Origin of the sequence: Microbacterium zouquanmingi, assembly GCF_052266695.1 — a bacterium.
Taxonomy (GTDB): Bacteria; Actinomycetota; Actinomycetes; order Actinomycetales; family Microbacteriaceae; genus Microbacterium.
The window spans coordinates 420,495-446,994 of record NZ_JBQPQZ010000002.1 but is presented as its reverse complement, the minus strand read 5'-3'; the positions used below and the strand labels follow the sequence as shown (position 1 = coordinate 446,994).

The window sequence follows — 26,500 nt, the reverse complement described above, 5'->3', positions numbered from 1 at the left end:
GGATGCCGCATCCCGTGCAGCATCCGTCCGTCTGACACAAGGACAGCCGTACCCAAATGAAAACCGCGGAAATCGCGCAGCGCTACCTTTCCTACTTCGAGAAGAACGGTCACACCGTTGTGCCTTCGGCATCTCTCGTGAGCGATGACCCCACCGTCATGTTCACGATCGCCGGCATGGTGCCGTTCGTGCCGTACCTGCAGGGGCTGCTTCCTGCGCCGTTCCCACGTGCGACCGACCTGCAGAAGTGCATCCGCACCAACGACATCGAAGAGGTCGGAAAGACCGCTCGTCACGGCACGTTCTTCCAGATGCTGGGCAACTGGTCCTTCGGCGACTACTTCAAAGAGGGCGCGATCAGCTACGCCTGGGAGCTGCTGACCTCAGCGGAGGCCGATGGCGGACTCGGCTTCGCCGAGAAGGACATCTGGGTCACCGTCTACGAGACCGATGATGAAGCTGCCGCTCTCTGGCAGAAGATCGCTGGGCTCCCCGCCGAGCGCATTCAGCGCATGGGCAAGGAGGACAACTACTGGCACACCGGCCAGCCCGGCCCCGCGGGCCCGTGCTCTGAGATCTACATCGACCGCGGACCGGCTTACGGCCGCGATGGTGGCCCGATCGTCGACGACAACCGCTTCACGGAGATCTGGAACCTGGTCTTCATGCAGGAACTGCTCTCCGAGGTGCGCTCGAAGGTCGACTTCGACATCGCAGGTCCCCTCCCGAAGAAGAACATCGATACCGGAATGGGTCTCGAGCGCGTCGCCATGTTCAAGCAGGGCGCCGAGAACATGTACGAGACCGATCAGGTTCGGCCGGTTCTCGATCGCGCCATGGAGATCTCCGGCCGCAAGTATGGCGTCTCGCACGAGGACGATGTCCGCTTCCGCGTGATCGCAGATCACGTGCGGTCCTCTCTCATGCTGCTCTCTGACGGAGTCAAGCCGGCGAACGATGGCCGCGGGTATATCCTGCGCCGCCTCATGCGTCGCACGGTGCGCTCGATGCGCCTGCTCGGTGTGGACGCTCCAACCTTCCCTGAGCTGTTCGCCGCCTCGCGTGATGCGATGAAGGCGTCTTATCCCGTCCTCGAGACCGAGTGGGATCGTCTCTCGTCTCTGGCTGTCGCTGAGGAGGAGACCTTCCTTCGCACGCTCGCGCAGGGCTCGACCATTCTGGATCTCGCGCTCGGCGACACGAAGAAGTCCGGAACGCAGATTCTTTCTGGCCCTGAGGCGTTCCTACTGCACGACACTTACGGGTTCCCGATCGACCTCACACTCGAGATCGCCCAGGAGCAGGGTCTGAGCGTTGATCGCGGCGCGTTCGACGAGCTGATGACCGAGCAGCGCACCCGCGCGAAGGCGGATGCGAAGAGCCGTCGCCGCCAGCTCGCCGATGTCTCGGTGTACCGCGACTTCCGCGCACTCGGAGAGACCGCATTCGCCGGGTACACGGATCTCGAGGCGGAGTCCCGCGTTCTGGGAATCCTCGTCGACGGGCACCCCGTCACCGCCGCCTCCGAGGGCGACATGGCCGAGATCATCCTCGCCGAGACTGCCCTCTACGCGGAGTCCGGCGGCCAGGTCGCTGACAAGGGCATGATCGTCGGCCCCGGTTTCGAGCTCGAGGTGCTCGACGTGCAGAAGCCGGTTCCGGGCCTCATCAGTCACACAGTCCAGGTCAGCACCGGAAGCGTCGCCGTCGACGATCGCGCGACGACGGTGGTCGACGCCGCTAACCGCCGCGCTGCGCGTCAGGCGCACTCGGCAACGCACCTGGTGCACGCAGCTCTCCGCGACACCCTCGGGACGAGCGCCACTCAGGCGGGCTCGCTGAACCGCGCGGGCTACATGCGGTTCGACTTCTCCTGGTCGCAGCCTCTCTCTGCAGATACGCGCACCGAGATCGAGGACATCACCAACCGGGCAGTCCAAGACGCTCTTGAGGTGACCACGCGCATCGTCTCGCTCGACGAGGCCAAAGAAGCGGGTGCGATGGCGCTGTTCGGCGAGAAGTACGGCGATGTCGTGCGTATGGTCGACATCGGCGGACCGTGGTCTCGTGAGCTGTGTGCGGGCACGCATGTGTCGTCCAGCTCTGAGATCGGCATCGTCAGCCTGGTTGGGGAGTCGTCCGTCGGCGCATCCAACCGTCGCATCGAGGCTCTGGTCGGTCAGGACGCATTCCGCGAGCTGGCTGCAGAGCGCGCAATCGTCTCACAGCTGACTTCGTCGCTGAAGACCCCTCGCGAGCAGCTGCCGGAACGCATCGCCGAGATCGCCGCGAATCTGAAGGCCGCAGAGAAGCGCATTGCGCAGTTCGAGGCGAAGGAGCGCGAGGGTCGGGTCCCGGCGATCGCCGAGTCCGCCCAGCGCGTGGGCGCGTACCGTGTCGCTGCGGTGTCGGTGGGTGAAGTCGCTTCCGGCGACGACGTTCGCGGTCTCGCGCTGAGCGTGCGCGAGCGTCTCGGCGCAGACGCCGCGGTCGTCGCACTCGGCGGTATCGCCGGAGGACGGCCGATCGTCGTCGTAGCCACCAACGAGGCTGCCCGTGCAGCCGGTGCCAAGGCGGGTGTGCTCGCCAAACGCGCAGCATCCGTGCTCGGTGGCGGTGGCGGCGGGCGTGACGACGTCGCCCAGGGCGGCGGTACAGATGCGGCATCCCTTAGCGCCGCACTCGAGGCCATCACGACCGACCTGCGCAGCGCGTGACCGGTTTTCGTCGGGGCGTGCGTCTCGGTGTCGATGTCGGTAAAGCCCGCGTCGGAATCTCGCGGTGCGACCCCGACGGGATGCTCGCCGTCCCCGTCGAGACGGTGCCTCGTTCGGACTCTTCGCTCGCCCGCATCGCAGAGATCGCGAGAGAGTACGAGCCGTTGGAGTTCGTTGTCGGTCTGCCGGTAAACATGCAGGGTGCGGAAACGCCGTCCACTGCGGACGCCCGCGAGTTCGCCGCGGCGCTGCAGGAGCTGACATCGATCCCGGTACGGCTGATGGATGAGCGTCTGAGCACGGTGTCCGCACACGCCGCACTGCGCTCATCTGGCAGAACACAGCGAAATTCTCGTAGCATTGTCGATCAGGTCGCCGCGGTGGTTCTGCTGCAGCACGCGATCGACACGGAGAAGAGCACCGGCAGCCCGGCGGGTGTTCTGGTTCCGCGATCTGAGGAGCCCATCTGAGCATGCCTGAACGAGAGCAGCGCGAGCAGGAATCGCAGAGTCTGTCTGATGATCTGTTCGCGAATCTTCCTGAGCCGCTTCATCAGGCGCCGGCAGTGAACTCCGCACCCCCCACGCCCGGCTCGCGCCGAGCGATGCGCGAGCAGACGCAGCAGGCTCGCAGGGCCTCACATGTTGAGAATGGCTCTGTCGCTCCACAGGCGGATTCCGATGACGCGCTTCCCGCGGAGAATGCCCCCGTTCCCACTCCAACGGCAGGGGACAAGCCCGCAGCCACGCTCGATGACCTCTTCGCTGCCGACGATGATGACGGCACCGGCTCCGGCGGCAGGCGGCGCAAGAAGCGGCGCACGGGCTGTCTCGTTGCGCTGGTCATCGTTTTGGCACTGATCGGCGGCGCAGTCGGCGCGGGTTTCTGGGTGATGAACACCTACGGTGATCAGATCAGCGACGTCATGGGATGGGGGCCTCCCGCAGACTGGGAGGCCGGGCTCGCCACCGGCGAAGCGGCCGTCACGATTCGCGAGGGCGACACCGGATCCAACGTTTCGACCGCGCTGTACGAGGCAGGCGTGACGCGGACCGATGGTGTCTTCTATGACTACCTGGTCGATGAGAACATCGCATTCACCTTCTACCCCGGCGTGTACACCCTGCAGCAGAAGATGACGTCAGCGGCCGCTCTCGAAGCTCTCCAGGATCCTGCCAACAAGTCCGAGAACACCGTGGCTATCGCAGAGGGCGGCACCGTGGAGTCCTCCCTTCCGCTCATCTCCGAGGGCGTAGGCATTCCTCTCGAAGAGCTGCAGGCCGCGGTCGCCGACCCCAGCGTCTATGACGTGGCAGCAGCGGATCTCGAAGGCTGGCTCTTCCCCGCCGTGTACACCTTCGATCCGGAAGCGACGGCCACTCAGGTGATCGCCCGCATGGTCGATCGCACCCGCGAGTCGCTCAGTGCGGCTGGTGTGGCCCCAGGCGACGAGCAGCGGATCCTCACCATCGCATCAATCATCCAGCGAGAAGGTCGAACGGATGACTTCGCCAAGGTCTCACGCGTCATTCAGAACCGTCTCGACGACGGAATGAAGTTGCAGATGGACTCCACCTCGCAGTACGGCTACGGCGAATTGCACGCGGGCGTTCTGAGCACCTCTGAGGAGGCGCAGTTCGATGACAACCCGTGGAACACCTACGTCCATGAAGGACTGCCGATCGGCCCCATCGCCAGCCCGAGCGACGCGGCCATCGAGGCTGCGATGCATCCGTCAGACGGCCCATGGCTGTATTTCGTGACGATCAACCCGCAGACTGGCGAGACCGTCTTCTCCACGACCTACGAAGAGCACCAGGCCGCCATCAAGGTCTGGCAGCAGTGGTGTCAGGCGAACCCCGACCAGGGATGCTGACGCCATGACGCGTCACCGTCTCGAGGTCTGGGGCGATCCAATCGAGCACAGCAGATCGCCGGCACTTCACACCGCGGCCTACCGCGCGCTCGGGCTGGACTGGCAGTACGGGCGAAGGCGCGTGAGCGCCGAGAGCTTCAGCGGCGAATTGGGCGCACTCGATGAGACCTGGCGAGGCCTGTCTCTTACGATGCCGCTGAAAGATGCAGCATTTGCCGCAACCTCTTCGCGCGACCGCCACGCCGAACTGACCGGTGCAGTGAACACGATGCTGCTGGGCTCAGAGCCGCAAGGATTCAACACCGATGTCGGCGGCATCATCGATGCGTTGGCAGAGAACGGAATCGAAGATTTCGCTGCCGTGCGTATTCTGGGCGCCGGGGCCACTGCCGCATCCGCCCTCGTCGCGGCATCCGAATGCGGCGCATCCCGAGTAGAGGTGCACGCACGACGGCCCGAGCGCGCAGAAGGACTCTGGGCCTTGGGGGAGCGGCTCGGCATGCGGGTCGACGTCACCGAGCTCGACGCCAGCGGAGCACTGGTGGATCTGACGATCGCGACCCTGCCCTCTGGCACTGTTCTTGATGCATCCGTGAGCGCCGCACTCGCAGAATCCGGCGGCGATCTCTTCGAGGTGGCGTACGAGCCATGGCCCTCTGCATTGGCCGACGCATGGCACGGCGGACGGGTCGTCTCCGGCTCCGAGATGCTGCTGCATCAAGCGGTTCGCCAGGTGCGGGTGTTCCTGCACAGCGACCCGCTGCACCCGCTTGATGACGAAGCACGAGTGCGTGACGAAATGCGATCGGCGTACGTGGGAGACTAGAGCAATGCTCCGCGTGCTCACAGCCGGCGAATCGCACGGCCCCGAACTCATCGCCGTCATGGAGGGTCTGCCCTCCGGCGTCCCGATCTCCTCTGAGGCGATCCAGGCCGACCTCGCCCGTCGAAAGCTGGGCTACGGCCGCGGCTCGCGGATGAAGTTCGAGCAGGACGAACTGACCATCTCCGGCGGTGTCCGCCACGGCAAGACACTCGGGAGCCCGATCGCGCTGCGCATCGGCAACACGGAGTGGCCGAAGTGGATCGAGGTCATGAACCCCGAGCCCATCGAGATCACCGAAAAGTCACGTGGTCGCTCAGCCCCGCTCACAAGGCCCAGGCCCGGGCACGCGGACCTCGTCGGTATGCAGAAGTATGACTTCGACGAGGCGCGCCCGATCCTCGAGCGGGCGAGTGCTCGTGAGACCGCTGCGCGTGTCGCGCTGGGCGCTGTCGCGCGGTCTTTCCTGAGCGAGCTGGGGATCCGACTGGTCAGCCACACCCTGTCGATCGGTCCGGTGCGTTCGCCGGAAGACGCAGCTCTGCCGACCCCTGACGATGTCGATGCTCTCGATGCTGATCCGCTGCGGTGCTTCGACAGCGCGACCTCCGCGCGGATGGTCGACGAAGTCGATGACGCTCGCAAGGCCGGCGACACGCTCGGCGGCATCGTCGAGGTGCTCGCCTACGGACTGCCTCCTGGGCTCGGCTCGCACGTGCACTGGGACCGTCGCCTGGACGCACGTCTCGCACAGGCGCTCATGAGCATTCAGGCGATCAAGGGCGTCGAGGTCGGCGACGGCTTCGAGACGACGCGTCGTCGCGGCTCTGCTGCGCATGATGAGCTCTTCGTCACCGACGACGGCATCACTCGCGCATCCGATCGCGCCGGCGGTACAGAGGGCGGTATGTCCACCGGCACGGTGCTGCGCGTCCGAGCCGGCATGAAGCCGATCGCGACCGTCCCGCACGCACTGCGCACGATCGACACCGCAACCGGCGAGGCGGCGAACGCACATCACCAGCGTTCAGATGTCTGCGCAGTTCCGGCCGCTGGCGTCGTCGCTGAAGCGATGGTCGCCGTCGAACTCGCGCGCGCCGTGCTCGAGAAGTTCGGAGGCGACAGTATCCGTGAGACGCGCCGCAACCTCGAGAGCTACCTCGACGCGATCCCCGCTGAGCTGCGTACGGCGCCCGCGTCGGAGGTAGCTCTGATCGCTCACGATGAGCAGCTCTGACCCGCTGACGCTTGTGCTCGTAGGCCCCATGGGCGCGGGCAAGACCAGCGTCGGTCGCCGGGTGGCCAAGCATCTCGGGGTGGCTTTCATCGACACGGACAAGCGGATCGCGTCTGAGCATGGCGCGATCGCAGAGATCTTCACCGCACGCGGTGAGGAGCAGTTCCGTGAGCTCGAACGCCGAGCGGTGGCAGCGGCCCTCCAAGAGGGCGGTGTCATCTCGCTGGGGGGAGGCGCGGTGGTGAGCCCGCAGACGCGTGAACTCCTGCAGCAGCACCCGGTCGTCTTTCTCGATGTCACCGCTGATGCTGTCGCGCAGCGGGTCCGCGGCAGCGGACGACCGCTTCTCGCAGGTGATAACGACCCGCTCGTCCGTTGGAAGAAGATCTACGAACAGCGCCGTGGCTGGTACGACGAGGTCGCGAATGCGACCTTCGACACTTCTCATAGGCCGATGCAGCGCATCGCCAGTGAGATCGCGGCATGGAGGAGAGAGCAATCATGAGCAGCACCACGATCAATGTGACCGGCCAGGCGTCCTACGACATCACTGTCGGTCGGAACATCCTCGATCAGGTCTCGAGCGCTCTGGACCCGGCGGTCCGCAAGATCCTCATCGTTCATCCTCCGACGCTTGCCGCGCGCGCTGCGGAGCTTCGGGACCGGCTACTGGCTGATACCGCGAATGCGGGACGCGAAGTGATGCTCGCCGAGGTGCCAGACGCAGAGCAGGGCAAGCGCATCGAGGTCGCCGCATTCTGCTGGCAGGTCATGGGCCAGTCCGACTTCACCCGCACCGATGCGGTGATCGGCTACGGCGGCGGATCGGTCACAGACCTGGCAGGCTTCGTCGCGGCAACCTGGCTGCGCGGCGTGCAGGTCGTACAGATCCCCACCACGGTGCTGGGACTGGTCGATGCGTCGGTCGGCGGCAAGACCGGCGTGAACACCGCGGAGGGCAAGAACCTCGTCGGCGCATTCTGGGCGCCGCGTGCGGTCATCGGCGACCTCGATGAGCTCGGCAGCCTCAGTGCCAACGAGGCGACCGCAGGCTATGCCGAAGTGGTCAAGGCCGGTTTCATCTGGGCGCCGGAGATCCTCGACATCATCGAAGCGGATCCTTCCCGCGCAGTCGACACGACAACCGATGAGTTCCGTCGCACGGTCGAGCTCGCGATCCAGATGAAGGCGACGGTGGTCTCGGAGGACTTCCGCGAAGCAGGTCAGCGGGAGATCCTCAACTACGGACACACGCTCGGACACGCCATCGAGCACGCGGAGCGCTATCAGTGGCGACATGGCGCGGCGATCTCGATCGGCATGATGTACGCGGCAGAGCTCTCCCGTCTTGCAGGGCGGCTCTCGGATGCCGCGGTCGATCGGCACCGCTCGATCTTCGAGTCCCTGGGGCTGCCGACCACGTACCGCGCCGGCGCCTGGTCTCAACTGCTGGCGTCCATGCAGCGCGACAAGAAGAGCCGTGGCGGGATGCTGCGCTTCATCGTCCTCTCCGACATCGCCAAGCCGACAGTGCTGCAGGCGCCAGACGAGTCGCTGCTGTTCGCCGCGTATCAGGAGATCGGCGCATGACCCGGCGCCTGCTGCTCGTCAACGGGCCGAACCTGAACCTCCTCGGCATCCGGGATCCCGCCACCTACGGCACCTCGACACTCGCCGACGTCGAGAAGATCACGTCGGATGCCGCGGCGCAGGCCGGTTTCGACCTGCGCACGATCCAGAGCAATCACGAGGGCGTGCTCATCGACGCCATCCACGCGGCGCGCGAAGACTGCGTAGGCATCGTTATCAACCCCGGGGGGCTGACGCACACCTCCGTGGCACTGCGCGATGCGCTCACGGGAGTGTCGTTGCCGTTCGCTGAAGTGCACATCTCGGACGTCAATGCACGAGAGGAATTCCGACGTTTCTCGTACCTGCACGATGTCGCCGCCGTCCGAGTGATCGGCGAGGGCGTGGCGGGATACGCGACCGCCGTCGCACGGCTTGCTCCACTCATCCCGTAGAATCGACAGTCGACCACACTTTGGTCACCCCGCATACGAAACGGAACTCTCTCGAATGGCATCCACCGCAGACATCAAGAACGGCGTCGTCCTCAATCTCGACGGACAGCTCTGGACCGTTGTGGAGTTCCAGCACGTCAAGCCCGGCAAGGGCGGCGCGTTCGTGCGCACCAAGCTGAAGAACGTCGTCACCGGACGCACCAACGACAAGACCTTCAACGCCGGCGCAAAGGTCGACATCGAGAACGTCGACCGTCGTGACTTCACGTACCTCTATGCCGATGGCGACGGCTATGTGTTCATGGACACGACCGACTTCGATCAGCTCACGCTGAGCGATGTCGTCGTCGGCGACGCGAAGAACTTCCTCCTCGAGAACACTCAGGTCACGATCGCGCTCAACAACGGCAACCCGCTGTACATCGAGTTGCCGACGTCCGTCATCCTCGAGGTGACCTACTCCGAGCCCGGCCTCCAGGGCGACCGCTCGTCCGCGGGCACCAAGCCCGCAACCGTCGAGACCGGCTACGAGATGCAGGTGCCGCTGTTCGTCGAGACGGGCACCAAGATCAAGGTCGACACTCGCACGGGCGACTACCTCGGCCGCGAGAAGTAAGGCGTGAGCGCTCGGACGAAGGCGCGCAAGCGCGCACTCGACATTCTCTTCTCCTCGGATGTCCGCGGAGACGAGATCGCTGTCACGCTCGCGGCGGAGGCCAAGCGAGCAGCGAGCGAGCCCGCTCGTGAGGCCTCTTGGCTGTACGCTCGCGAGATCATCGACGGAATCATCGATCACCGTGATGACATCGATGAGAGCATCGTGACCCACAGTCGCGACTGGAAGCTCGAGCGCATGCCGGCTGTTGACCGTGCGCTGCTGCGGATGGGCGCGTGGGAGATCCTCTACAACGACGAGGTGCCGACCGCCGTCGCGATCGATGAGGCCGTCGAGCTCGCCAAGGAGTTCTCCACTGATGACTCCGGTGCATTCGTGCACGGAGTGCTCGCCAGAGTCGCACGCGCAAGCTGACTGACAGGTTGTCGGTGGTTCGCGGGAGGATCCCGGTATGCCCGCACCGCTGATAGATCTGTCTGCGCTGCGGCGGTTCACGGACGCCGGCAGCTTCGATCGTGGGCGCGCTTATGCCCGCGACGGCATGGTGCACCGTTCCCGATGGAACGACGACTTCTCGGTGCTCTCAGCGGACGTGCGCGGCTCCGCGCAATCCGACTATCACTGTGTCATCCGTGTCACACCGGGTCGTGAGACCGCGGCGGTCGCATCGACGTCCTGCAACTGCCCTGTGCGCTCGGGTTGCAAGCACATCGTCGCGACCGTCCTGGTGAGCAACGCCCAGGTCGAGGCTTCGCCACCTGCCACTGTGACTGCCACGGGTTCAGAGGTTCCCGGTCAGCCGAGCTGGCGGACCCTGCTCGAATCCTCACCTCCAGCCTCCAACGCTGCCTCGTTGGCGCTCGGTATCGAGGTGCGCCATCGCGAAGACAAGGGCGTGCATCAGTGGGCACCGCGTCCGATGCGCACCGCGACCGTGCGTGACGTCGTCAAAGGCGGGGGTGAGCTTCTGCTCGGAATGCGTCCGCTCATGCGCAGCCAGTCCACGGGCGCCTGGATCCAGGGACAGGCCTCCTGGGATGCGATCCGACGTCCAGGTTCGCAGTTCCGGCCCGAACAACTGCGCTGGTTCGCCGACCTCCTGAGCATCGCCCGCGAGTCGCTGCTGTCTGGAACGGCGGGAGACTGGCTCATGCTCGATCATGTGCAGTCGACTCTGCTCTGGCCGCACCTGCGTGCGGCGGCCGGGCTGGGCATTCCACTCGTGTCCGCTCAGAAGAGCTTCCAGGTGGGGGTCGCCTCCACGGGCTCCGTCGCAGCGCAAGTCGAGCGCATCGGCGAAGATCTTTCGATCACCGCCGATGTCGTTCTTGACGATCGACCCGCGGATGCTGCGCATGTGCGCACGATCGGACACACCGGCATCTACGTCGTCGAACCAACCGGCAGCAGAGCGACCGTGACCCTTGCGGAGGTACCGCTGAGCCCCGTCGTTCACGCGCTGCTCACCGCGCGGTCGACACTCGTCGTTCCTGCCGCAGAGGAGGGCGCTTTCCTTCACGATGCGTACCCCGCGCTCGCGCGACGTGTACCGGTGCACACGGTCGGGGCAGTAGAGCTTCCGGTCATGCCGGTGCCGGCTCCGACCCTCGTGGTGGCGCACCACCCGCGGGACCGAATCGACTACGCATTCGAGTGGACCTACCAGGGATACGGCAGGTATCCGCTCACTGCGACCTCCGACGCCGTGCGCGACGACGTGCGCGAACAATCCGGCCGCGACGCGCTCGAGAAGATCTGGGAGCGCGTCACTGGCGTGCAGTTCCAGGCCACCGGCACGTTGCACGATGTCGATGCCGCTGAGTTCGCCACGCACATCGTGCCGGGGCTGCAGGAGCAGGGCGTATCGGTGGTGCGGACAGGCAGAGCGAAGAACTATCACGAGCTCAGCGGGGCGCCCGAGATCACGGTCTCCACGGTGGAGAGCGCTGATCCGGACTGGTTCGACCTCGGCATCCTCGTCAGGATCGATGGCCGCAGCATCCCGTTCGCGCCGCTGTTCACTGCCCTGAGCATGCGGCGCACGAAGCTGCTGCTGATCGACGGCAGCTATTTCTCACTCGCGCATCCGGCGCTTGATGCGCTGCGGGAGCTCATCGATGAGGCGACTGATCTCACCGAGTGGGAGACGGCGCCGCGCATCAGCCGGTACCAGACCGATCTCTGGGAAGAGTTCGAGGACCTCGCTGACGAAGCGATTCCGTCCACGACGTGGCGCGCGACTGCCGAGGGGCTGCGCGACGCGACCGGGGTGCCCCCCACCGCGCTTCCCGATTCGCTGAAGGCCGAGCTCCGCACATATCAGAAGGCCGGTTTCGACTGGCTTGCTTTTCTCTGGGAGCACCACCTCGGCGGCATCCTCGCCGATGACATGGGCCTTGGGAAGACGATCCAGCTGCTCACCCTGATGCTGCACGCACGCGCAACGGGGGAGAAGCGACCGTTTCTCGTCGTCGCGCCGACCTCGGTGCAGGCAACCTGGCAAGACGAGGCGGCGAGGTTCGCCCCATCGCTGAGCGTGCACGTGGTCGACGGCACACTGGCGCGACGCCGTTCGTCAGTCGAAGAGCTCGCCCGCGAGGGCGACATCGTGGTCACGTCCTACACGCTCGTGCGACTCGACGCCGAAGAGTACGCGTCGACCGAGTGGGCTGTGCTCGTGCTCGATGAAGCACAGTTCGTGAAGAACGCGTCGACGAAACAGCACAGAGCGGTGGCATCCATCCCCGCGCGCGTGACGTTCGCCGTGACCGGAACGCCGATGGAGAACAGTCTCAGCGACCTGTGGGCGCTGCTGAAGCTCACCGCCCCCGGGCTGTTCGCCTCCGCCCGAAAGTTTCGTCAGGACTACATCCAACCGATCGAGAAGGGCAAAGTGCCCGAGAACGAAGAGGGCAGCGAGTACCGCCAGCGACGGCTCGAGCGGTTGCGCCGCCGCATTCGGCCTCTGATGCTGCGCCGCACCAAGGAGCTTGTGGCCACCGACCTCCCGGAGAAGCAGGAGCAGCTGCTGCACGTTGAGCTCAGCGCTCCGCATCGCGTGCTGTACGACACCGTGCTGCAGCGCGAGCGGCAGAAGGTGCTCGGGCTCCTGCAGGACCTTGATCGGAACAGGTTCATCGTATTCCGCTCTCTCACGATGCTGCGCATGCTCAGCCTGGCTCCCGGACTGGTCGACGAAGCAGATGCGCATGTCGGCTCCCGAAAGATCGACACCCTCATCGAGCGGGTGATCGAGTTGCACGCCGAGGGGCATCGCGCGCTGGTCTTCAGCCAGTTCACCTCATTCCTCAAGATTGCCGCGGACCGGCTGCAGCAGGCTGGCATCCCGTTCGCATATCTCGATGGCTCTACCCGCAATCGTCGTCAGGTGATCGACGGGTTCCGCAAGGGCGAACAGCCGGTCTTCCTCATCAGCCTCAAATCAGGCGGGTTCGGTCTCACGCTCACAGAGGCCGACTACGTCTTCATGCTCGATCCCTGGTGGAACCCTGCGGCAGAAGCGCAGGCCATAGATCGCACGCATCGCATCGGCCAGCACAGGCCCGTCATGGTCTATCGGATGATCTCCACGGGCACGATCGAAGAGAAGGTGCTGGCCCTTCAACAACGCAAAGCCCGCCTGTTCACCGCGGTGATGGACGATGAGGCGCTTTTCGCGCAATCGCTGACAGCCGACGACATCCGCGGGCTGTTCGAGGGGTAGGGCATTTACCCGGCCCCGCTGGGTCGGCGCCAAGGGCCCCACAGGTAGAATCGTGGTGTCCACAGCAGGAGGAGCGCAATGCGGATCACAGGACTCGGCCACGCCGGGATGTTCATCGAGACACTCGGCGGAAACATCATCTGCGACCCCGTCGTGGGCCCGTCGTTCTTCGGCTCCTGGTTCCCCTTCCCTGACAACCGTGGGCTCGACTGGGAGAGACTCGGCCGTGAAGCCGACTTCCTGTACATCTCCCACCGGCACCGCGATCACTTCGACCCGAAGCTTCTGCAGCGTTTCATCCGCCGCGACATCGAAGTCCTGCTGCCGGAGTACCCCATCGATGACCTCGAGCAGGACATTCGGGCTCTGGGCTACACCAACATCACCTACGCACCAGCCGGAGAAGTGATCGAACGCGGCGAGCTGAAGATCATGATCACGCCACTGCGCGCGCCCAGCGACGGTCCGATCGGCGACTCATCGCTCAGCGTTGATGACGGCACCGCTTCGATTCTCAACCAGAACGACTCGCACCCTCTCGATCTCGAGCGGCTTCTGAGCTTCGGCAAGCCCGACGCGTACTTCACTCAGACCTCCGGAGCCATCTGGTGGCCGATGGCCTACGACCTCCCGCAGGACGCCAAGCAGAACTTCGCACGCCTCAAGCGCGATGCGCAGAACAAGCGCGCGATGTACTACGTCGAGAAGGTCGATGCGCCGGTGGTGTTCCCGATGGCAGGCCCGCCGATGTTCCTGCGCGATGAGTTGTTCCAGTACAACGGCTACGGCCAGAACGACGATTCGATCTTCACCGATCAGAAGCAGTTCATCACGCACATGAACGAGCTTGCCCCGCAGTACGACGGACGCCTGTTCGTTCCGGGAACCGTCGTGACGCTCGAGAACCGTGAACTGGTCTCGATCGAGCAGACGCTGTACACGCAGGACGAGATCGACAGCATCTTCGACGACAAGTGGACCTACCTGGAGGCTCAGCGCGCCAGTCGCCAGCAGGAGATCCGCGATGAAGTCGCAGAGCGCGCCGAACCGCTGCCGGCAGGAGAGATCCTTGCCGCGCTCAAGGCATGGTGGGAGCCGCTGCTGAAGAAGTCCCGCACCATCCGTCTCGGTGTGGGCGGCTGCGTGCGATTCCGCATCGGCGACCTCGATATGGTCGTCGACTTCCCCAAGGCCAAGGTGCGTGAATACGCGGGGGAGGAGTGCATCTACTGGTACACGCTCCCCGCTGACCTCGTCTCCACGAACATCCGGGACCACGAGATCGACTGGTCCAACTCGATCTTCCTGTCGATGCAGTTCTCGGTGGGACGAAGCGGCAAGTTCAACGAGTTCCTCACCACGTTCCTCAAGTGCCTGTCGGTGGATCGCATCGAGTACGTCGAGAACTGGTACTCCGAGCAGACCGACCAGACTGAGGATGCCCAAGTCGGCGATTGGGTCGTGCAGCGTCGTTGCCCGCACCTGCGCGCTGACCTGACGAAGACCGGAAAGGTCGACGAAGACGGCGTTCTCACGTGCAGCATGCACGACTGGAAGTGGGATCTGAAGACGGGCAAGTGCCTGACGACCACCGGTCACGAGATCCGCGCCGAGCACTGTCCGGTCACCGAGGACGCACTGCGGCTGGACGCCTGAGACTCAGCGGTCATCCGCCGTCCTGCGCTGAACGAAGATTCCCGCGAGCGGGTTCAGTACGACGAGGATCAACCAGGTCAGTTTGGCGGTGTTCGCATCGACGAATAGCGCAACCGGAACCGATGCGAGGAACACCACAGGGGTGGTGAGAGCCGCGAGAAGCTCGAAACGGTTCTGGCGGTTCGTGCGGCGCGGATCCTCGAGCCCGCGCGCACGGGCTACCTGATACATGAGGACCTGCGACGATGAGACCGCGGCGATGTTCAGCGCATACAGCGCTGTGGGCAGGGCGAGCTCGGTCGTCACCGGGTCGCTGATGCCCTGTGTCGTGAAGGCGATGATGATCACGAGGGCTGTCGTCAGCAGATTCAGCGCTGTGACCGGACCGTCCATGCCTGAGAGTCGGCGCATGAGCCGGACGTTGGCGCGCCAGACGACGGCGATGACGACGAAACTCAACGCGAAGCCCAGGAACTGGGTCGATGCCCCGGATGCCATCAGCGCATCGAGACTCTCCCACGCCTCTTCCGGCGGGGGATCGACGTTTGCGATCAGGAGCGTCATGGCGAAGCCATAGACCGCGTCGAAGAGTGAGACACCACGGCTGAACGGCATCGAATCCGTCGCGTCGACCGTATCCACCCGCGCACGCCGGGCCACAGGTGCGGGGTCAGCGTCATCGCTCATGCCCACAGCGTGGCACCAGCGTGTGCGGCGGGGCAACCGAAACCGGTAGAATGGGCAGCGCAAGCAACCTTTAACACCGTCCAGAGAGGCGGAGAAGGGAGCGGCTGATGAACGCACGCACTGTGCTGCAGCAAGCCGATATCTCGCGGGCTCTGACCCGCATCGCCCATGAGATCCTCGAGTCGAACAAGGGCCCGGCCGATCTGGTGCTGTTGGGCATCCCCACGCGCGGCGTCGCTCTGGCTGCGCGTCTGGGAGCGCTGATCACTTCGATTACGCAGACCGAGATTCCCGTCGGATCTCTCGACGTCACGCTGTTCCGGGATGACCTCGCGCAGCATCCGACGCGGTCTCCGCAGCCCACCGAGATCCCCTCCGGCGGCATCGACGGGAGAACTGTCGTCCTTGTCGACGATGTGCTCTTCTCCGGGCGCAGCATCCGTGCCGCCCTTGATGCCATTCAGTCGATCGGACGACCCGCGGTGGTGCGTCTGGCCATCCTCGTCGATCGCGGCCACCGCGAGCTGCCGATCCGCCCTGACTTCGTCGGCAAGAACATTCCGTCGGCACGCACCGAGCGCGTCAACGTCCGTCTCAGCGAGAACGACGGCATCGATGAGGTGACGATCGGCGAATGAGACACCTTCTCGACACCAAGACACTCGATCGCACCACCGCGCTGCGCATCCTCGACGTCGCCGAAGACATGTCGGACACGCAGTCCCGCGAAGTCAAGAAGCTCCCCACGCTTCGCGGCAAGACGGTCGTGAACCTCTTCTTCGAGGACTCCACGCGCACGCGCATCTCCTTCGAAGCAGCAGCCAAGCGCCTCTCGGCCGATGTCATCAACTTCGCGGCGAAGGGGTCAAGCGTCTCCAAGGGCGAGAGCCTGAAGGACACCGCACAGACGCTGCAGGCGATGGGAGCGGATGCCGTGGTCATCCGCCACTCGGCCTCCGGAGCTCCGCGCACGCTCGCGACGAGCGGGTGGATCTCCGCTGGCGTCGTGAACGCCGGCGACGGTACCCACGAGCATCCGACGCAGGCTCTGCTGGATGCCTTCACAATCCGCAAGCGTCGATTCGGCGCAGAGAGCCGCGGGCGCGACCTGTCTGGTGTGCGGGTCGTGATCGTCGGCGATGTGCTGCACTCCCGTGTCGCCCGGTCGAACGTCTGGCTGCTCGCCACTCTCGGTGCTGAAGTGACTCTGGTCTCCCCGCCGACGCTGATCCCGCAGAACATCTCGGAGTGGCCGGTTCAGGTGAAATACTCGCTCGACGATGCCCTTGCCGATGGCCCGGATGCCGTCATGATGCTGCGCATCCAGCTCGAAAGGATGAACGCAGCATATTTCCCCAGTGAGCGGGAGTATTCCCGCACGTGGGGATTGGACGCCGTGCGCGCGGCGGCCCTTCCGGACGATAGCATTGTGATGCACCCCGGACCGATGAACCGTGGGCTCGAGATCTCGTCCGAAGCTGCGGATTCACCGCGCTCGACCGTACTCGAGCAGGTCACCAATGGTGTGTCCGTGCGGATGGCTGTGCTGTACCTGCTGCTGGCAGGAGAACGTATCGAGGAACGAGGGAGAGACCTGTGAGCGAGACCCTCGTGATCACCGGAGCTCGGATGCTCGGCGAGAACGCCGCAGATATCCGCGTCGAAGACGGAATCATCACCGAGCTCGGCACCGGCGTCAGCCGCGACGGCGCTCGTGTCATCGACGCCGACGGACTCGTCGCACTGCCGGGTCTTGTCGATCTGCACACGCACCTGCGCGAGCCGGGCTACGAAGCATCCGAAACCATCCTGACCGGCACCAGGGCCGCTGCAGCCGGTGGATTCACCGCTGTCTTCGCCATGCCCAACACTGAGCCGGTCGCCGATTCAGCCGGCGTCGTCGAGCAGGAGCTCGCGCTCGGCGAAGCAGCTGGTTACGCCACAGTGCAGCCGATCGGCGCCGTGACCATCGGGCAGAGGGGCGAACGCCTCGCCGAGCTCGGAGCCATGGCGAATTCGCGCGCCAAGGTGCGGGTGTTCAGCGATGACGGGTTCTGCGTCTTCGATCCACTGATCATGCGCCGTGCGCTGGAGTACGTGAAGTCCTTCGGCGGCGTGATCGCTCAGCACGCGCAAGACCCTCGACTCACCGAGGGCGCCCAGATGAACGAGGGCACCGTGTCAGCTGAGCTCGGTCTCACCGGTTGGCCAGCCGTCGCCGAGGAGTCGATCATCGCTCGCGACGTGCTCCTCGCCGAGCACGTCGGCTCCCGGTTGCACGTCTGTCACCTCTCGACCGCCGGATCGGTCGACATCATTCGCTGGGCGAAGAAGCGGGGCGTCAACGTCACGGCTGAAGTGACCCCGCACCACCTGTTGCTGACGGATGAGCTCGTTCGCGGATACGACGCACGCTACAAGGTGAACCCGCCGCTGCGCCGCGAAGAAGATGTGCTCGCCGTGCGCGAAGGACTCGCCGACGGAACCATCGACATCGTCGCGACCGACCACGCACCGCACCCTTCCGAGAACAAGGCCTGCGAATGGCAGGCGGCGGCCAACGGCATGGTCGGTCTGGAGAGCGCCCTTCGGGTCGTGCACCAGGCGATGGTGCAGACAGGTCAGCTCGACTGGGCTGATGTCGCACGCGTGATGAGCGCCGCGCCCGCACGCATCGGAATGATCTCCGGACACGGCACGCCGCTCGCGGTGGGACAGCCGGCCCAGATCACGCTGTATGACCAGAGCGTCGCGGGGGAGTTCACCGCTGCGGATCTGCATGGACGCAGCCAGAACTCGCCGTACCTGGGCCGTGAACTCCCAGGTCGCGTGCAGTGGACGATCCACCACGGCGTCGTCACTGTGGCAGATGGCGAAGTCGTGCCGGAGCTGAACCGATGAGCATGCGCGATATCGCCGTCGCCATCACGATCGCCCTCGCCGTCATCGCGCTGATTGCAATGCTGTTCGCCTGGCGGCGACGGTTGCGGCGAGACTCGATCTACACGGCCCCGCTCGGGGTGCCAGAGCACGCCGAGATCACCAGCCGCTACGAAGTGCTGTATGTGTCGACAACGCGTCACGACCAGCCGCTCGAGCGACTCGCGATAACGCCGCTGGCCTACCGCGCCCGCGGCGAACTCGCGGTGACAGACCGCGGGATCGCCCTGTGCCTGGACGGATCGCCGACAGTCTTCCTCCCGAAGGACAGGCTCTACGGGGTCGACCGAGCCACCGTCACCATCGATCGTGTGGTCGAGCCTGGTGGCCTCGTCCGAATCGCGTGGCGCGCGGACGCCGACACCGTGGTCGATTCCTATCTGCGCAGTGCCACCAGCACCCCAGACACTCTTATCTCAGAACTGCAGCGGCTCACCCCCGCACACGACTCAGGAGCCACGTCTTGACCAGCTCACACGCATTGATACCCGCCGTTCTCGTTCTCGAAGACGGCACCCGCTACGCAGGCCGCGCATACGGCGCGGTCGGCACGACCCTCGGCGAAGTCGTCTTCGCCACGGGGATGTCGGGCTACCAGGAGACCATCACCGACCCGTCCTACGCAGGACAGATCGTTCTGCAGACGGCGCCGCACATCGGCAACACCGGGATGAACGATGAAGACGCCGAGTCGCACCGTATCTGGGTTGCCGGCTACATCGTGCGCGACCCCTCACGAGTGGTCTCCAACTGGCGTGCGAACACTTCACTGGACGACGTGCTCGTTCAGGACGGCATCGTCGGCATCAGCGGGATCGACACCCGTGCGGTCACTCGCCGCATCCGTTCGGCCGGTTCCATGCGCGGCGGCATCTTCTCGGGCCAAGCAGCCGCGCTCGACGCCGCTGAACAGCTTCGACTCGTGCAGGAAGCACCGGAGATGAGTGGCCAGAACCTCTCCGCACAGGTCTCGGTCGACGTCGCCACCATCACCACCGCGATCGGGGAGCGCATCGGCAACCTCGCAGTGCTCGATCTCGGCGTCAAGCAGGCCACGATCGACAATCTCGCCGCTCGCGGTTTCGAGGTCCATGTGCTGCCGCAGAGCTCCACAATCGAAGACATTCGCGCAATCGACCCCGTTGCGGTCTTCTACTCGAACGGTCCAGGCGACCCGTCGGCATCCGATGATCACGTCGCGATTCTTCGCGCCGTGCTCGATGCGGGCCTGCCGTTCTTCGGCATCTGCTTCGGCAACCAGCTGCTCGGGCGTGCGCTCGGCCTCGGCACCTACAAGCTGCCGTTCGGTCACCGCGGCATCAATCAGCCCGTGCTCGACAAGACCACCGGCAAGATCGAGATCACCGCACACAACCACGGCTTCGCTGTGGACGCGCCGCTGGAGGGCACCTTCGACAGCCCGAACGGCTACGGCAAGGTGGAGGTCAGCCACATCGGCTTGAACGACAACGTCGTCGAGGGGCTGCGTGCCCTCGAGATCCCGGCCTTCTCGGTGCAGTACCACCCTGAGGCCGCAGCCGGTCCGCACGACGCCAACTATCTTTTCGACCGCTTCGCAGAGCTGGTCATCTCCACGCAGAAGGGCGCCAAGTAATGCCAAAGCGCAGCGACATCAACTCCGTGCTCGTCATCGGCTCCGGCCCGATCGTCATCGGCCAGGCCTGTGAATTCGACTACTCCGGCACCCAGGCGTGCCGCGTGCTGCGTGAAGAGGGCGTACGCGTCATCCTCGTGAACTCCAACCCCGCCACGATCATGACCGACCCCGACTTCGCAGACGCGACCTACATCGAGCCCATCACATGGCAGGTCATCGAGACGATCATCGCGAAGGAGAAGCCCGACGCGATCCTCCCGACCCTCGGCGGACAGACGGCGCTGAATGCGGCCATCGAGCTCCACAACCACGGGATCCTCGAGAAGTACGACATCGAGCTCATCGGTGCGAACTTCGAGGCGATCAACAAGGGTGAAGACCGCCAGATCTTCAAGGAGCTCGTCCTCGAGGCGGGCGCAGACGTCGCAGCATCCGTCATCTGCCACACCATGGATGAACTCATTACCGGCGCCGAGACTCTCGGCTACCCACTGGTCGTGCGCCCGAGCTTCACCATGGGCGGGCTCGGCTCGGGCTTCGCCTACGACGAGGAAGACCTCCGCCGCATCGGCGGGGCAGGTCTGCACGACTCACCCACCACCGAAGTGCTCCTCGAGGAATCGATCCTCGGTTGGAAGGAGTACGAGCTCGAGCTCATGCGCGACACTGCCGACAACACGGTCGTCGTCTGCTCGATCGAGAACGTCGACCCTGTCGGCGTGCACACCGGCGACTCGATCACGGTCGCTCCGGCTCTCACACTCACCGACCGCGAATACCAGAAGATGCGTGACATCGGCATCGACATCATCCGCGCCGTCGGCGTCGACACCGGTGGCTGCAACATCCAGTTCGCGGTCGACCCGAGCAACGGCCGAATCATCGTCATCGAGATGAACCCGCGCGTCTCGCGTTCGAGTGCACTGGCATCGAAGGCGACCGGATTCCCCATTGCCAAGCTCGCAGCCAAGCTCGCGCTGGGCTACACGCTCGACGAGATTCCGAACGACATCACCGGGGTGACGCCAGCGAGCTTCGAGCCGACGCTCGACTACGTCGTGGTGAAGGTTCCGCGCTTCGCGTTCGAGAAGTTCCCGGCAGCAGACGCGACTCTGACGACGACCATGAAGTCCGTCGGCGAGGCCATGGCGATCGGCCGCAACTACTCAACTGCTCTGCAGAAGGCGCTGCGTTCACTCGAGAAGCGCGGTTCGAGCTTCCACTGGGCTGAAGAGAGCCGTTCTCTCGAAGAACTGCTCGAGATCTCGAAGACCCCGACGGACGGCCGCATCGTCGTTCTGCAGCAGGCGCTGCGCAAGGGCGCGACGATCGAGCAGGCGTTCGAGGCGACCGCGATCGACCCGTGGTTCATCGACCAGATGGTCCTCATCAACGAGGTGGCAGAGACTGTCCGCACCGCGGGCGAGTTCGATGCCGAGATCATCCGCCACGCGAAGGAGCACGGCTTCTCCGACGCCCAGCTCGCGCAGCTGCGCGGCATCACCGAGGCTGAGGTCCGCGGCGTCCGCCACGGACTCGGCATCCGCCCGGTGTACAAGACGGTCGACACGTGCGCGGGCGAGTTCCCGGCATTGACGCCGTATCACTACTCGAGCTACGACTTCGAGACGGAGGTCGCGCCCTCGGATCGCACCAAGGTCGTCATCATCGGATCGGGTCCGAACCGCATCGGTCAGGGCGTCGAGTTCGACTACTCGTGCGTGCACGCATCCTTCGCGCTGTCGGATGCCGGGTACGAGACCGTCATGGTCAATTGCAACCCCGAGACCGTCTCGACCGACTACGACACCTCGGATCGGCTGTATTTCGAGCCGCTGACTCTCGAGGACGTCCTCGAGGTGCTCGATGCAGAGGCCGCCAGCGGCACGATCCTCGGCGTCGTCTGCCAGCTCGGCGGACAGACGCCCCTGGGCCTTGCGAAGGGCATCGAGGCTGCGGGATACCCCGTGCTCGGCACGAGCCCCGAGGCCATCGACATCGCAGAGGAGCGCGAGCTCTTCTCGCAGCTGCTGGGTCGCGCTGACCTCGTCGCACCGCGTCACGGCACGGCGATCGACGTCGACGAAGCGGTGGCCATCGCAGAAGACATCGGCTACCCGGTGCTCGTGCGCCCGAGCTTCGTGCTCGGCGGACGCGGCATGGAGATCGTCTACGACACCCCGAGCCTGCGCGACTACTTCGTGCGCACCGCCGGCGAGGTCATTGTCGGCCCCGGCACCCCGCTACTGGTCGACCGCTTCCTCGACGACGCGATCGAGCTGGATGTCGACGCGCTCTACGACGGCGAGGAGCTGTACATCGGCGGAGTCATGGAACACCTCGAAGAGGCCGGCATCCACTCCGGTGACTCGAGCTGCACCCTGCCGCCGATCTCACTGGGCCGCAGTGACGTCGACCGTATTCGTGTGGCGACGCTCGCGATCGCCGAGGGCGTGGGAGTGCGCGGGCTGCTGAACGTGCAGTTCGCCATCAGCGCCGGCGTGCTCTACGTCATCGAGGCGAACCCTCGTGCCAGCCGCACCGTTCCGTTCGTGTCGAAGGCCCTGGGGATACCGATGGCCAAGGCCGCCAGCCGCATCATGGTCGGCGCCACGATCGCTGAGCTGAAGGAAGAGGGGATGCTCCCGGCATCCGACGGCTCGCGTGTTCCGCTGGGTGCACCGGTGTCTGTCAAGGAAGCAGTGCTGCCCTTCAAGCGCTTCCGGACCAAGGACGGCAAGATCGTCGACTCGGTTCTGGGCCCCGAGATGCGCTCCACCGGCGAGGTCATGGGAATCGACAAGGACTTCCCGACCGCGTTCGCGAAGAGCCAGGCTGCCGCATACGGCGGCATGCCGACCTCGGGCACCGTGTTCATCTCGGTCGCAGACGCAGACAAGCGCGCCGTCATCCTGCCAGCCCACCGTCTGCAGCAGCTCGGGTTCACGCTCGTTGCCACCGAGGGTACCGCTGAGATCCTCTCTCGCAATGGCATCGCGGTCACCGTGGTCGCCAAGTACAGCGAGACTCAGCAGGACGGCGGCGAGAACATCGTCGATCTCATCAACAACGGCCAGGTCGACATCGTGGTGAACACGCCGTCCGGCGGCGCAGCACGTGCCGACGGATACGAGATCCGGGCAGCGGCAGTCGCGGCAGATAAAGCACTGTTCACGACCATGGCCGTGCTCGGCGCCGCGGTGAGCGGTATGGACGCCGCCGACACCGGCTTCGATGTGCGCAGTCTGCAGGAGTACGCACTCGACCGGCAGGCGGCTCTGTGACCGAAGAGGACACCGGTTCGCGATTCGGTGAGCGCGTCCGGCACGCGCTCTCCGAATACGGCCCGCTCTGCGTCGGTGTCGATCCGCATGCCGCTCTTCTGCGCGCGTGGGGACTGGACGAGTCGGCGTCTGGCGTGCGTCAGTTCGGCATGCGCACCGTGAATGCCGCGGCTGGTCGCGTCGGATTTGTGAAGCCGCAGGTGTCGTTCTTTGAACGTTTCGGCTCGGCGGGCTTCGCGGCTCTCGAGGATGTCCTGGATGCTGCGCGGAGGAGCGACCTCATCGTGATCGCCGACGCGAAGCGCGGCGATATCGGAACGACCATGGACGCGTACGCGGCGGCCTGGCTCACTCCGGGTTCGCCGCTGGAGGCCGACGCATTGACCGTCAGCCCCTACCTCGGTGTCGGCGCTCTCGACGGCACCTTCTCGCTGGCAGAGACACACGGCAAGGGCGTGTTTGTCCTCGCCGCGACCAGCAACCCCGAAGCACTGGGCGTGCAGCGCTCTCAGACGTCGCAGTCGCAGACAGTCTCTGCGCAGATCGTCGAAGAGGTCAGCGCCCGCAATGCCACCAGCACGCCTGCAGGACAGTGGGGGAGTCTCGGCTTCGTCATCGGAGCCACGGTGGACTGGACGGATGCGGGGCTCACCCCGTTCACTCCAGCCGCCCCCATCCTCGGTCCCGGTTTCGGCGCACAGGGCGCTGAGCCCGCCGAACTGCAGCGCCGTTTCGGCGCAGCATCGCCGACTGTGATCGCGTCTGAGAGCCGGAGTATCCTCTCGGCTGGCCCCGATGGCCTGGCATCGGCAATCGACGCACGCGTCGCTGACTACCGGAAGGCTCTCGATGTCTGAACGAACCGTGCCAGAAGTGGACCGTGCTGCTGCCGCACGTCGCGCGGTCGAGCGTCGGCGCGCACGCGCGTCGCTCAAGCGCGACCTCACGATGCGCGTCATCACCCCGCAGACTGCCGCGGCTCGCGCCTTCGAGGACGCTGATTCTGTCGCCGGCTCCATGCGGATCACGGACTTCCTGGTCGCTCTTCCCGCGATCGGCGTGGGAAAGCGCGACCGCATCCTCGCTGACCTCGAGATCGCTCCAGTCAAGCGACTCGGCGGTCTCGGAGTGCGTCAGCGCGCGAGCCTCACCTGCTGGCTCGACGAGCGCTTTCCCGAGCCCGTGCCGCGCGCAGGTCGCAGCCGGTTGCTCGTCCTCGCCGGCCCCACCGCCGTCGGCAAGGGCACCGTCGCCGCACACATCCGAGCGAATCATCCGGAGATCCATCTCTCGGTATCCGCGACGACACGGCCGTCGCGCCCGGGCGAGATCGATGGAGTGCACTACTACTTCGTCGACGACAGCGAGTTCGATCGGCTGATCGCAGACGGGCAGCTGCTCGAGTACGCGGTCGTCCACAACAAGTCCCGCTACGGCACTCCTCGCGCACCGATCGACACCGCGCTGGCCGAAGGGAAGACCGTGCTGCTGGAGATCGACCTGCAGGGTGCCAGGCAGGTTCGCGCGGCTGAGCCGTCGGCAACTCTCATCTTCCTGCTCCCGCCATCATGGGATGAACTGGTGCAGCGTCTGATCGGGCGCGGCACCGAGGATGAAGAGGAACGCACCCGCAGGCTGCGCACTGCGAAGGTCGAATTGGCTGCTCAGAGCGAGTTCGATTACCGCATTGTGAACGAGGACGTCGCCGCAGCAGCTCGCGAGGTCGTAGAATTGTCTGAGGCGACCGCGCGCTGAACGCTTTAGCGTGCCCGCCGATTCGACTTCGCGACGAACCCGTCGCCTGATCTGGAGGTCCCACCATGGCCGGACACCACACCAAGGGCATCATCGATCCGCCTATCGACAACCTGCTCGACCGCGTTGAGTCCAAGTACGAACTGGTCATCTACGCGTCCAAGCGCGCGCGTCAGATCAACGACTACTACGCGGATCTCCACGAGGGCAACCTGTTCGACAACGTCGGACCGCTGGTCGACTCGTCCGTCGAGGACAAGCCGCTCACCATCGCGCTCCACGAGATCAACGAGGACAAGCTGCGCCTTCGCCACGCTGAGTGAAGGCTGCTTCCTCGATGAGCGCGCTGCGCCTTTTCACCTCTGAGTCCGTCACCGAAGGCCACCCCGACAAGATCTGCGACCAGATCTCGGACAGCATCCTCGACGGCCTGATCGCCAAAGATCCTGCTTCGCGTGTTGCTGTGGAGACCCTTGTCACCACAGGACTGGTTCACGTGGCCGGCGAGATCCGCACCGAGGCGTACGTCGACATCCCCACGATCGTCCGCGAGGTCGTCAACGGGATCGGTTACACCTCGAGCGAGACAGGCTTCGATGGCGACTCGTGCGGCGTGAGCATTTCAGTGGGGGAGCAGTCCACCGATATCGCGCACGGTGTCGACCTCGCTCAGGAGCACCGAGACGGCAGCTCCAGCGATGCGCTCGACGGGTTGGGTGCTGGCGACCAGGGCATCATGTTCGGCTTCGCGACCATCGAGACGCCCGAACTGATGCCGATGGCCGGACACACCGCGCATCGCATCGCCGAGCGGCTGACCGCGGTGCGCCGCTCTGGCGAACTGGGCTTCCTGCGCCCTGACGGCAAGACCCAGGTCACGCTCGGCTACGAGGGCTTCGTCCCCAAGACGATCGACGGGGTGGTGCTCTCCACCCAGCACCACCCCGACATCTCGCAGAGCGAGCTCACCGAGCAGGTGCGCCGCCTGGTCATCGACCCGGTTCTTGAGAACACCGGTCTCGAGATGCCTTCGGACGATCGTTACTTCATCAACCCCGCAGGCCCGTTCGTCACCGGCGGACCCAAGGGTGATGCCGGCCTCACCGGACGCAAGATCATCATCGACACGTACGGCGGAGCAGCTCGCCACGGCGGCGGCGCATTCAGCGGCAAGGACCCGTCGAAGGTCGACCGGTCCGGCGCCTACGCTATGCGCTGGGTCGCGAAGAATGCCGTTGCGGCAGGTCTTGCCGACCGCCTCGAGGTACAGGTCGCATACGCGATCGGCGTCGCACGCCCCGTCGGGCTCTATGTCGAGACGTTCGGAACCGGCAAGGTGTCGGAAGAGGTGATCACCAATGCGATCCGCGAGGTCTTCGACCTCCGACCGCAGGCGATCATCGAGCAGCTTGACCTCCTTCGCCCGATCTACAGGCAGACGGCGGCGTACGGCCACTTTGGCCGTGAGCTTCCCGACTTCACCTGGGAGCGCACCGACCGCGCTGACGAACTGCGTCGCGCCGCGGGACTCTGATGTCCAGGC

General features: G+C 65.2%; 23 protein-coding genes. 22 read left to right on the top strand and 1 reads right to left on the bottom strand.

The window, feature by feature from the left end:
• The first annotated feature begins 56 nt into the window (after nucleotides 1–56).
• The 12 genes from alaS (at nucleotide 57) to ACTU6U_RS06270 (ending at nucleotide 14,673) form a co-directional block, all read left to right on the top strand.
• The gene (alaS, locus tag ACTU6U_RS06325; RefSeq protein ID WP_443468305.1) at nucleotides 57–2,717 is read left to right on the top strand and encodes an alanine--tRNA ligase; all 2,661 of its coding nucleotides are present in this window, start codon (nucleotides 57–59) and stop codon (nucleotides 2,715–2,717) included.
• Entirely contained in the window at nucleotides 2,714–3,187 is a 474-nt protein-coding gene (gene ruvX, locus ACTU6U_RS06320) for a Holliday junction resolvase RuvX (RefSeq protein ID WP_443468304.1), read from the top strand. The genes alaS and ruvX overlap by 4 nt, the downstream gene beginning before the upstream one ends.
• Before the next feature lie 2 nt (nucleotides 3,188–3,189).
• A complete protein-coding gene (mltG, locus tag ACTU6U_RS06315) occupies nucleotides 3,190–4,593 on the top strand; it encodes an endolytic transglycosylase MltG (RefSeq protein WP_443468303.1) in 1,404 nt (467 codons plus the stop codon).
• Between the two features lie 4 nt (nucleotides 4,594–4,597).
• Nucleotides 4,598–5,419: a shikimate dehydrogenase family protein gene (locus tag ACTU6U_RS06310; protein WP_443468302.1), complete on the top strand. Its 822-nt coding sequence runs from the start codon at nucleotides 4,598–4,600 to the stop codon at nucleotides 5,417–5,419.
• A 4-nt stretch (nucleotides 5,420–5,423) separates the two neighbouring features.
• On the top strand, nucleotides 5,424–6,653 hold the full coding sequence (aroC, locus tag ACTU6U_RS06305; RefSeq protein ID WP_443468301.1) for a chorismate synthase: 1,230 nt from the start codon (nucleotides 5,424–5,426) through the stop codon (nucleotides 6,651–6,653).
• Nucleotides 6,640–7,158: a shikimate kinase gene (locus ACTU6U_RS06300; protein ID WP_443468300.1), complete on the top strand. Its 519-nt coding sequence runs from the start codon at nucleotides 6,640–6,642 to the stop codon at nucleotides 7,156–7,158. The genes aroC and ACTU6U_RS06300 overlap by 14 nt, the downstream gene beginning before the upstream one ends.
• Complete coding sequence (gene aroB, locus ACTU6U_RS06295) at nucleotides 7,155–8,243, top strand: 3-dehydroquinate synthase (RefSeq protein WP_443468299.1); 1,089 nt, start codon at nucleotides 7,155–7,157, stop codon at nucleotides 8,241–8,243. Before ACTU6U_RS06300 ends, aroB begins: the two co-directional genes overlap by 4 nt.
• The gene (locus tag ACTU6U_RS06290; RefSeq protein ID WP_443468298.1) at nucleotides 8,240–8,677 is read left to right on the top strand and encodes a type II 3-dehydroquinate dehydratase; all 438 of its coding nucleotides are present in this window, start codon (nucleotides 8,240–8,242) and stop codon (nucleotides 8,675–8,677) included. The genes aroB and ACTU6U_RS06290 overlap by 4 nt, the downstream gene beginning before the upstream one ends.
• Before the next feature lie 55 nt (nucleotides 8,678–8,732).
• Nucleotides 8,733–9,293, top strand: coding sequence for an elongation factor P (gene efp / locus ACTU6U_RS06285; protein ID WP_417512101.1), 561 nt, complete (start codon nucleotides 8,733–8,735; stop codon nucleotides 9,291–9,293).
• A 3-nt stretch (nucleotides 9,294–9,296) separates the two neighbouring features.
• Entirely contained in the window at nucleotides 9,297–9,707 is a 411-nt protein-coding gene (nusB, locus tag ACTU6U_RS06280; RefSeq protein ID WP_417511913.1) for a transcription antitermination factor NusB, read from the top strand.
• A gap of 37 nt (nucleotides 9,708–9,744) precedes the next feature.
• Nucleotides 9,745–13,017, top strand: a complete 3,273-nt coding sequence (locus ACTU6U_RS06275) for a DEAD/DEAH box helicase (RefSeq protein WP_443468297.1) — start codon at nucleotides 9,745–9,747, stop codon at nucleotides 13,015–13,017.
• Nucleotides 13,018–13,095: 78 nt separating this feature from the next.
• Nucleotides 13,096–14,673 carry a Rieske 2Fe-2S domain-containing protein gene (locus tag ACTU6U_RS06270; protein ID WP_443468296.1) on the top strand — a complete coding sequence of 526 codons (1,578 nt, stop codon included), beginning with the start codon at nucleotides 13,096–13,098 and terminating at the stop codon, nucleotides 14,671–14,673.
• A gap of 3 nt (nucleotides 14,674–14,676) precedes the next feature.
• Here ACTU6U_RS06270 and ACTU6U_RS06265 read toward each other — a convergent pair whose 3' ends face one another.
• Nucleotides 14,677–15,360, bottom strand: a complete 684-nt coding sequence (locus ACTU6U_RS06265; RefSeq protein WP_443468295.1) for a TMEM175 family protein — start codon at nucleotides 15,358–15,360, stop codon at nucleotides 14,677–14,679.
• A gap of 107 nt (nucleotides 15,361–15,467) precedes the next feature.
• Between ACTU6U_RS06265 and pyrR the strand changes: the two genes are divergently transcribed.
• The 10 genes from pyrR to metK all read left to right on the top strand — a co-directional run bounded on the left by pyrR (nucleotide 15,468) and on the right by metK (nucleotide 26,491).
• Nucleotides 15,468–15,998, top strand: coding sequence for a bifunctional pyr operon transcriptional regulator/uracil phosphoribosyltransferase PyrR (gene pyrR / locus ACTU6U_RS06260; protein ID WP_417511907.1), 531 nt, complete (start codon nucleotides 15,468–15,470; stop codon nucleotides 15,996–15,998).
• Nucleotides 15,995–16,960: an aspartate carbamoyltransferase catalytic subunit gene (locus tag ACTU6U_RS06255; RefSeq protein WP_443468294.1), complete on the top strand. Its 966-nt coding sequence runs from the start codon at nucleotides 15,995–15,997 to the stop codon at nucleotides 16,958–16,960. Before pyrR ends, ACTU6U_RS06255 begins: the two co-directional genes overlap by 4 nt.
• Entirely contained in the window at nucleotides 16,957–18,261 is a 1,305-nt protein-coding gene (locus tag ACTU6U_RS06250; RefSeq protein WP_443468293.1) for a dihydroorotase, read from the top strand. Before ACTU6U_RS06255 ends, ACTU6U_RS06250 begins: the two co-directional genes overlap by 4 nt.
• Nucleotides 18,258–18,767 carry a PH-like domain-containing protein gene (locus tag ACTU6U_RS06245; RefSeq protein WP_443468292.1) on the top strand — a complete coding sequence of 170 codons (510 nt, stop codon included), beginning with the start codon at nucleotides 18,258–18,260 and terminating at the stop codon, nucleotides 18,765–18,767. The genes ACTU6U_RS06250 and ACTU6U_RS06245 overlap by 4 nt, the downstream gene beginning before the upstream one ends.
• Nucleotides 18,764–19,915, top strand: a complete 1,152-nt coding sequence (gene carA, locus ACTU6U_RS06240; protein WP_443468291.1) for a glutamine-hydrolyzing carbamoyl-phosphate synthase small subunit — start codon at nucleotides 18,764–18,766, stop codon at nucleotides 19,913–19,915. The genes ACTU6U_RS06245 and carA overlap by 4 nt, the downstream gene beginning before the upstream one ends.
• A complete protein-coding gene (gene carB, locus ACTU6U_RS06235) occupies nucleotides 19,915–23,202 on the top strand; it encodes a carbamoyl-phosphate synthase large subunit (RefSeq protein ID WP_443468290.1) in 3,288 nt (1,095 codons plus the stop codon). The genes carA and carB overlap by 1 nt, the downstream gene beginning before the upstream one ends.
• A complete protein-coding gene (gene pyrF / locus ACTU6U_RS06230; RefSeq protein WP_443468289.1) occupies nucleotides 23,199–24,059 on the top strand; it encodes an orotidine-5'-phosphate decarboxylase in 861 nt (286 codons plus the stop codon). Before carB ends, pyrF begins: the two co-directional genes overlap by 4 nt.
• Nucleotides 24,052–24,957, top strand: coding sequence for a guanylate kinase (gmk, locus tag ACTU6U_RS06225; protein ID WP_443468288.1), 906 nt, complete (start codon nucleotides 24,052–24,054; stop codon nucleotides 24,955–24,957). The genes pyrF and gmk overlap by 8 nt, the downstream gene beginning before the upstream one ends.
• 65 nt (nucleotides 24,958–25,022) lie before the next feature.
• Entirely contained in the window at nucleotides 25,023–25,280 is a 258-nt protein-coding gene (gene rpoZ, locus ACTU6U_RS06220; RefSeq protein ID WP_033107065.1) for a DNA-directed RNA polymerase subunit omega, read from the top strand.
• Between the two features lie 14 nt (nucleotides 25,281–25,294).
• Nucleotides 25,295–26,491 (top strand): methionine adenosyltransferase, encoded by a 1,197-nt coding sequence (gene metK, locus ACTU6U_RS06215; protein ID WP_443468287.1) that lies wholly within the window; start codon nucleotides 25,295–25,297, stop codon nucleotides 26,489–26,491.
• Nucleotides 26,492–26,500 lie beyond the last annotated feature (9 nt).

What these genes read in the sequence shown, in the direction of transcription:
- efp (WP_417512101.1), top strand. Translation starts at nt 8,733, where the DNA reads ATGGCATCCACCGCAGACATCAAGAACGGCGTCGTCCTCAATCTCGAC.
- ACTU6U_RS06290 (WP_443468298.1), top strand. Translation starts at nt 8,240, where the DNA reads ATGACCCGGCGCCTGCTGCTCGTCAACGGGCCGAACCTGAACCTCCTC.
- carB (WP_443468290.1), top strand. Translation starts at nt 19,915, where the DNA reads ATGCCAAAGCGCAGCGACATCAACTCCGTGCTCGTCATCGGCTCCGGC.
- alaS (WP_443468305.1), top strand. Translation starts at nt 57, where the DNA reads ATGAAAACCGCGGAAATCGCGCAGCGCTACCTTTCCTACTTCGAGAAG.
- gmk (WP_443468288.1), top strand. Translation starts at nt 24,052, where the DNA reads ATGTCTGAACGAACCGTGCCAGAAGTGGACCGTGCTGCTGCCGCACGT.
- ACTU6U_RS06265 (WP_443468295.1), bottom strand. Translation starts at nt 15,360, where the DNA reads ATGAGCGATGACGCTGACCCCGCACCTGTGGCCCGGCGTGCGCGGGTG.
- ACTU6U_RS06310 (WP_443468302.1), top strand. Translation starts at nt 4,598, where the DNA reads ATGACGCGTCACCGTCTCGAGGTCTGGGGCGATCCAATCGAGCACAGC.
- aroB (WP_443468299.1), top strand. Translation starts at nt 7,155, where the DNA reads ATGAGCAGCACCACGATCAATGTGACCGGCCAGGCGTCCTACGACATC.
- metK (WP_443468287.1), top strand. Translation starts at nt 25,295, where the DNA reads ATGAGCGCGCTGCGCCTTTTCACCTCTGAGTCCGTCACCGAAGGCCAC.
- ACTU6U_RS06275 (WP_443468297.1), top strand. Translation starts at nt 9,745, where the DNA reads ATGCCCGCACCGCTGATAGATCTGTCTGCGCTGCGGCGGTTCACGGAC.
- aroC (WP_443468301.1), top strand. Translation starts at nt 5,424, where the DNA reads ATGCTCCGCGTGCTCACAGCCGGCGAATCGCACGGCCCCGAACTCATC.
- mltG (WP_443468303.1), top strand. Translation starts at nt 3,190, where the DNA reads ATGCCTGAACGAGAGCAGCGCGAGCAGGAATCGCAGAGTCTGTCTGAT.
- pyrR (WP_417511907.1), top strand. Translation starts at nt 15,468, where the DNA reads ATGAACGCACGCACTGTGCTGCAGCAAGCCGATATCTCGCGGGCTCTG.
- ACTU6U_RS06245 (WP_443468292.1), top strand. Translation starts at nt 18,258, where the DNA reads ATGAGCATGCGCGATATCGCCGTCGCCATCACGATCGCCCTCGCCGTC.
- ACTU6U_RS06300 (WP_443468300.1), top strand. Translation starts at nt 6,640, where the DNA reads ATGAGCAGCTCTGACCCGCTGACGCTTGTGCTCGTAGGCCCCATGGGC.
- ACTU6U_RS06270 (WP_443468296.1), top strand. Translation starts at nt 13,096, where the DNA reads ATGCGGATCACAGGACTCGGCCACGCCGGGATGTTCATCGAGACACTC.
- rpoZ (WP_033107065.1), top strand. Translation starts at nt 25,023, where the DNA reads ATGGCCGGACACCACACCAAGGGCATCATCGATCCGCCTATCGACAAC.
- ACTU6U_RS06255 (WP_443468294.1), top strand. Translation starts at nt 15,995, where the DNA reads ATGAGACACCTTCTCGACACCAAGACACTCGATCGCACCACCGCGCTG.